Below are 6,140 nucleotides of genomic sequence, written 5' to 3'. Positions count from 1 at the left end.
GTGCTGGGGCCGGGTGTGGTGGTGGTGGGGCCGGCGGTGACCAGGGTGTGCAGGCGGCGTAGTTCGCGGAGGAGGCCGCTGGTGCCTCTGCGGGCGGCGGCGTCGCGTACCGCCGGGATCTCGCCGTGGGCGCCGCACCACTCGGCGGTGGTGGCGGCGAGCGTGACGAATCCTGTCAGGCCGTGGCGGGGACGCTGTCCCGGTGCGGGCAGCAGCGCCGGCAGCGCCGCCGCCGCGATGAGCCACACCTGCGCGTACGCGCCTCGACTGGCGGCGGCGTCGAGCGCGGCCGTCAGGTCCGTGAGCTTGACATGGCCGTTCGCCCCGAGCAGCCCGGCCTGCCGGCCCACCTCGTCAGCCGGCAGCTCGTCCCGCGCGGCGACCTCCAGCAGAACATCGACGGCATCGGCCTGCTCCGGATCGCCCAGGGCGTGGGCGAGCATCGCCGCGAACGCCGCCCCCGGCGCGCCCTCGGCCCGGGCGAGCCCGCGGAGCCGGCCGGAACCGGCTGGAGAGTCCGTCCAGTGGTGTCTGAGCACATGTGGCAGCGCGTGTGCCGCGGCGACCTCGCGGTGCGAGGGTAACGTCGCGGCCCACCACGCGAGATGCTGGGCCTCGGACGCCGTGCTCTCGAAGCTGCCGAGCAGCAGGTCGGCCAGCGGCAGCCCGGTGGGCTCGGCGGTGGCGGCCAGGACCGGGCGCATGTCGTGGTGGTGGCTCCCGTCGTGCCAGTCGTCGCAGTCGGCTTTGCTCCCGCAGGTCCAGTCCAGCTCCACCCGGACTTCGGGGCACCGCCACTCGGCGACGATCCGGGCGGAGGGCGAGGCCAGCCGGGCCGCCCGCGCCATCGCCTCGGGGTCGGGGGTGCGGGGCAGACGCAGCAGCGCCTGCTGCAGGTCGGCGGCCAGCGGTTTCGCCCCGGCCGCCGCCAGGATCTCCAGCCGCCGCACCAGCTCGTCGGCCGCGACGTGCCCGGTGCTGTGGGTGGGGGTGGCCAGCAGCACGGGAGGGAGCGTGCCCTCCTCGACGGCTCGCACGACCTCGGCCGCCCGGTGCAGCAGCATCCGGTGCGGCGGGGTCATGCGTCGCGTCGGTAGCAGGCGTCGCCAGGTGCCGGCTTCGGGCGCTGTGCCGGTCAGGGAGCGGGCCGCGCCGAACAGCCAGTGTTCGGCGCGGTTCCAGCTTCCGCCGGGATAGTGCCAGGAAACCGACGGATAGGAGGATCTGGGCATCTGGTCACGCAGCGCGGCCACGAGGCCCGCTCGGTCGAGCGTGGCCAGCGCGACGAAACCGGCGAGCATCCGCTCCCACTTCTCCCAGCTCGGCCAGGAGACGATGTGCGGGTTCATCAGATCGCTCAGCTCGGCGAGGGAGCTGGTCGGGGCGACCAGCCTGCCGGACCGCTCGGGTGCGGCGGGCAGCAGCGGGGGAGCGAACGCGGGCTCGGGTTTCGCGACCGTGCCCCCGGGGAACGCCTCGGCGGCGCGCCGGCCGAGATCGTACGGGAGCAGCTCGATCGCCTCCCGGACGGTGGCGCGGCCCTCCTCGTCCATGGCGGCGGCGTGCGCGACGGCGAGCTCGACCGCCTTCTCCTGCAGGTCGCGCGACTCGGCGGCGAACGCGCGAGCCAGCGGCGCGGCCACCACACCGGCCAGCTCGGGCGTTCGCCGCACGGAACGGTCGAGCCACGACAGGCCGGCTCGTACGAGCTTCCGCTCGGACCGGAACAGCAACGACTCCCACGCCTCGGCCAGGTCATCCGGGGTCAGCCCGCCGGGTGTGGCATCCCCCGCGGCACGACCGCCCCCTGCGGTGGAGCCGCTCATCGCTGCGGTGTGGTCGTCGAGGGCGCGCAGGCGTTTCACGGCCAGCTCGGCCACCTGACCGGGGGAGGCGGGCAGCAGGCGCAGGTAGTCACGGGCGTATGCGGCCGACTCGGCGGGTGACGGGGCCAGCGCCTCGTGGAGCCGGACGAAGAACCGCAGGTCGATCGGGGTGCCTCCGCGCAGGAACCGGCGTACGCAGCCGTCGATGAGCATCTCGCGCTGCACCCGGCCCGACTCGGCCAGCGCCGGCAGGGCGGCCAGCCAGCCCCTGCGCGGGTCGTTCTCCCACTGGAGCACCCGACCGGCGCCCTCGGCCTCGAACAGGCGCGGCAGGAGGTGGTCGAGCAGCGGATCGTCGGGCAGGCCCTCCTGCGGGCCGTTCAGGTGGCTGGTCAGCCAGCCGCTCACGAGGGGGTCGTGCGGCGGCGGCTCGACGCCGGTCGCACGCAGCAGCGCCAGGGCGAGCGGCATGCCGCGGTCGTCGGACGTGCGCGCGCGCAGCGCCAGGCGCTTGGCGAGATCGGCGCGCCAGGCGGCGGGCCGGTCCGCGACCACCGCCAGGACGAGGTCGACGTCGCTGTCGGCGCCCGCCCACTGGGGTGCGAAGTCGCGCCGGTAGAGCCACGACGCCACGGCCGCCGCCCCGCCGAGGGTGGCCGCGCCCGCCACGCGGAGCACGATCGCGTAGTCGACCAGGCCGGTGTCCCACCGGTCGAAGCGGCCGCGCAACTCCTTCAGCAGGTGCGGCAACCGGGCCGCGACCTCCTTGCGCCCCTCCTCGTCGAGCTCCTTGACCCGCTCCGCGAGCCGGTCGGCGTGTCGCGTCTCGATCAGTTTCCTGATCTCGCCCCAGTGATCCATGCGCGGAAAACTAGCGCCCTGCGCCGACAGTTTCCGCACCCCGCACGCCCGGCGACCGAGACCGCCCGGTCGCACGTCCCGTCCCGCGTCCCGCCTGGCAGGGCCGGTCCGGCGAGCGGCCCTGCCGGGCCCGGCCGAGCGGACGGGCCGACGGGCCCAGCCGGTGTTCGCGGCGACGATGACGTCGCCGAGTTCGCCGGCGAGGGGCCTCCTCCACCCACCTGCGGGGTCAGCGGGCCGGTGTGGCGGTCGTCTGGGTGAGTGCCGGGTTCGGCGTGGTGGGCGTGCCGCGGACGGCTTGCCGGAGGCGGTCGTCGCCGCGGCCGTTGACCAGGACGATCATCCCCTGGAGGTCGCCGGTGAGGTTTCTGTCGTTCTCCAGTTCCGCGATCCTGGAGCGGATCACGGCCTGGATGCGCCCGGTGCCGTCCCCGAGGCGCGGCGGCGGAGCGCCGTCGTCGATGCCGCGGACGACCAGGTCGACCCCCTGCGCGCTCATCATGTACAGCACGGCCAGGACGGTGTCGAGCCGCTCCTGGTTCGCCAGCAGATTGCGCAGCGAGGCCATCGCCATGCTGTTGTGGTCCTCCTGCCCGTCTTTGGCGGGCCGCGACAGGGTCCCCGACGGGAACGCCCGTACCTGCATCTCGGGGATCAGCGCGGTGGCGACCGTCTGGAGCTGCACCATGCCGGAGTTGAGGCCCACCGGTCCGCCGGCCAGGTTGGCCGGCAGCCCGTAACTCCACCTGCTGGACAACAGCCGGGCCGACAGTTCCTGCGACAGCACGCCCACGTCCGCGAGGCCGGCGTTGAGCGTGTCCAGGTTGTGGCCCATGACCGCCCCGTCCCAGTTGCCGCCCATCACGAACTCCACCTGTCCGTCGCCGTCCCTGAAGAGCAGCGGGTTGGAGGTCGAGGCGTTCATCTCCTGGCGGAGGACCTGCCGCGAGTGGGCGAGGTTCTGCCGGAGCGAGGCCAGGATGTGCGGCGCCGCGCGCACCGACACCGCGTCCTGGATCCGGTCGGTGTCGTCGGGGTTGAACCGGACGCGGGTGCGGCCGGTCATGAACTCGCTACCTCGCACCAGCGCCCGCAGCCTCGCGGCGACCCGCTCCTCCTCGGGGATCGCGCGTTCGGCGTGGGTACGCGGGTCCAGCGAGCCGGCCTCGGCCCGGGTGGCCTCCATGAACAGGGCGAACGCGCCCTCGGCGTGGTCGGCCTGCGCCTCGGCCCGGCGCAGCGCCGCCACGTGGCCGGCGGCGACGACCGTACTGCCGCTCACGATCGGCAGCGCCTCGCCCATCTCCAGCTCCAGCGGCGCGATCCCCGCCTCGCGGAGGACCTCCCCGGCTGGGGCGACCAGGGTGGCCTGTCCCGGACGACTCAGGCCGGCGCACGCCCCGGCGCCTCCGGTGGCCACCAGGCCGGCCACCGCCATCGGCTGCAGGTCTCCCGACCCCAGCGATCCGACCTGCGGCAGCACCGGGGTGACCCCCTTGTTCACCAGCTCGAGAAGCTTCCTGGGCAGTTCGGGCCGCACGCCCATGTGCCCGCGCGCCATCTGGTTCGCGCGGATCACCAGGGCCAGCCGGGTGATCGCCCCGTCCAGCACGGGCTCGGTGGCCACCCCGTGAGAGGCGAGGATCCGCCTCTGGAACTCCACGGACTCCTCGACGCCGATCGGCCTGTCCTTGAGCGGTCCGAGGGCCTGGTTCCACCCGTACACGCGGGGCGGCGGCGGGTCCTGCCGCGTCACCAGCGCCACCGCGTCCTCGCGGTAGCGGCGCATCGTCCGTACGGCCTCCGGGTCGAGCCGGACGCGCAGGCGCGGTGCCGTCAGCACCGCGAAGGCGTCCTCGACCGTGAGGCTCCCGCCGTCGAGGCGCAGAGAGACCACCGGGCCGTCGGCGAGCCGCGGCGGGTCGATGCGCAGGTCCCGGCAGTCGGCGATCGAGCTCGGGCGCGCCGCCGCGCCGGCCGGTGCGGCGAGGGCGGGAGAGGCTCCGCCGGCCATCAGCAGAACGCAGCCGATCAGCCCTCTGTACACGCTCATGCGGTCACCTTGGAGATCGTTGACGATGTGCGGCCTCGTCATACCCCCGCGCAGGTCAGCGGGGTGGTCCGGAGAGGTAAACAACCTCCGGCTCAGAACGCCAGGATGACCACCGTGGAGAGGTAGACGACGGCGAGCAGCACACCCTCGAAACCGACCCGCGCCCATGCGCGCCGCTGGCGGACGAGCATGTCGCCCAGGAGCACGGCGGTCATGAGCAACGCGGCCGTGGTGAGGAAGAGCTGATCGGCCTGGGCGGCGTGGAACGGCGGCCCGCCGCGGAAGGCGATGTCGCCCACGACGAGGTTCAGCGCGTCGAAACTGTTGCCCCCGATGACCGCCGCGATCGAGCGGGCGTGGTCGGACGGCGTGTCCGGCCTGATCTCCCGGGTGGTCACGGCACGCCACATCAGCGGCTGTCCGTGGATGAGTTTCAGCCCGCCCGCGTACAGGCGAGCACGACCACCGACGCCGGGTGCACGCCGAGCACGGTGACCTGTGGGCTGAACGACGCCAGCAGCGCGACGCTGAGCAGCACGATCAGCAGCCAGCCGAACAGCAGGGTCTGCGCCGAGGCGGCGGCGTGCTCCAGATCGGCGCGCCGACAGGCGATGTCCGCCGCCACGATCGCCACGGTCTGAGCCGCGATCCCGCCCACCGCGTTGCGGTACGCGAGTTGCGCCTGCCCGTCATGACGACCCCGACAGCGAGGTGGCGGCGCCGAAGAACACCGCCCCGAACAGTGCCTCGCCCCAGCCGGTACGGTCCGCCAGCGCGTCCCCGAGACCGACCAGCCGCACGGTGCACACCATCGTGACCACCGAAGCGATCAGGAAGACCGCGATCGTCAAGCCCAACGGCCACGGCTGTCCCGTGATCGGCAAACCGTCCCCCACCGGCGCGATCAGCATTACCCGCCGGCCGTTCGTCACGGAACGGGCGGCCGAGGTGACCATCACCCGGAAGTCCGTGACCATCACCAAGATGTGACAAATGCCGATCTACGCCGCGCAGCTGACCGAGAACCAGACCGCCTTGCCGCCCTCGGCCGCCGTGACGCCCCACTCGTCGGCGAGCGCGGCGACGATCTGCAGGCCGCGCCCGGAAAGCGCCTCGACGTCGGGGGAGCGAGGGCAGGGTTCGCCGTCGCCCGGATCGAAGACCTCGCCGTAGAGGCGGTCGCCGCGGTCCTCCAGGCGCAGCGCGTACGCGGAACCGCCGTACCGGACGGCGTTGGTGGCAAGCTCGCTGACGATGAGCAGGCAGCCGTCGATCTCCCGCACACGTCCCCAGCGGGTCAGCTCCGTACGGATCAGGGAGCGCGCCTTGGCCACACCGGCCGGGACGGACGGGAGCAGGCACTCCACGGTGTGGAGGGGAGGGGCGGACAGGGGCCCGGG

General features: G+C 73.7%; 6 protein-coding genes. 1 reads left to right on the top strand and 5 read right to left on the bottom strand.

Annotated elements, in window-relative coordinates:
* The 4 genes from E1286_RS45365 to E1286_RS51010 form a co-directional block, all read right to left on the bottom strand.
* Positions 1–2,687, bottom strand: a 2,687-nt coding sequence (locus E1286_RS45365) for a DUF7824 domain-containing protein (protein WP_132623332.1), incomplete at its 3' end; no start/stop codon positions are given.
* A 229-nt stretch (positions 2,688–2,916) separates the two neighbouring features.
* Positions 2,917–4,740: an HAL/PAL/TAL family ammonia-lyase gene (locus E1286_RS45360; RefSeq protein WP_246075702.1), complete on the bottom strand. Its 1,824-nt coding sequence runs from the start codon at positions 4,738–4,740 to the stop codon at positions 2,917–2,919.
* A 92-nt stretch (positions 4,741–4,832) separates the two neighbouring features.
* Positions 4,833–5,138, bottom strand: a complete 306-nt coding sequence (locus E1286_RS51015; RefSeq protein ID WP_246075701.1) for a hypothetical protein — start codon at positions 5,136–5,138, stop codon at positions 4,833–4,835.
* A 35-nt stretch (positions 5,139–5,173) separates the two neighbouring features.
* Positions 5,174–5,398, bottom strand: coding sequence for a hypothetical protein (locus tag E1286_RS51010; protein WP_246075700.1), 225 nt, complete (start codon positions 5,396–5,398; stop codon positions 5,174–5,176).
* Between the two features lie 155 nt (positions 5,399–5,553).
* Between E1286_RS51010 and E1286_RS51005 the strand changes: the two genes are divergently transcribed.
* Entirely contained in the window at positions 5,554–5,730 is a 177-nt protein-coding gene (locus E1286_RS51005) for a hypothetical protein (protein WP_165970231.1), read from the top strand.
* 11 nt (positions 5,731–5,741) lie between these two features.
* Here E1286_RS51005 and E1286_RS45350 read toward each other — a convergent pair.
* Positions 5,742–6,140, bottom strand: a 399-nt coding sequence (locus E1286_RS45350; protein WP_223190933.1) for an ATP-binding protein, incomplete at its 5' end; no start/stop codon positions are given.

The organism is Nonomuraea terrae (assembly GCF_004348995.1).
Taxonomy (GTDB): Bacteria; Actinomycetota; Actinomycetes; order Streptosporangiales; family Streptosporangiaceae; genus Nonomuraea; species Nonomuraea terrae.
Note: the sequence above shows the minus strand (reverse complement) of the source record. Positions and strands in the feature narration are given on the sequence as shown.

Excerpts from the sequence above, each read along its gene's own strand:
- E1286_RS45360 (WP_246075702.1), bottom strand. The coding sequence starts at position 4,740 with ATGAGCGTGTACAGAGGGCTGATCGGCTGCGTTCTGCTGATGGCCGGC.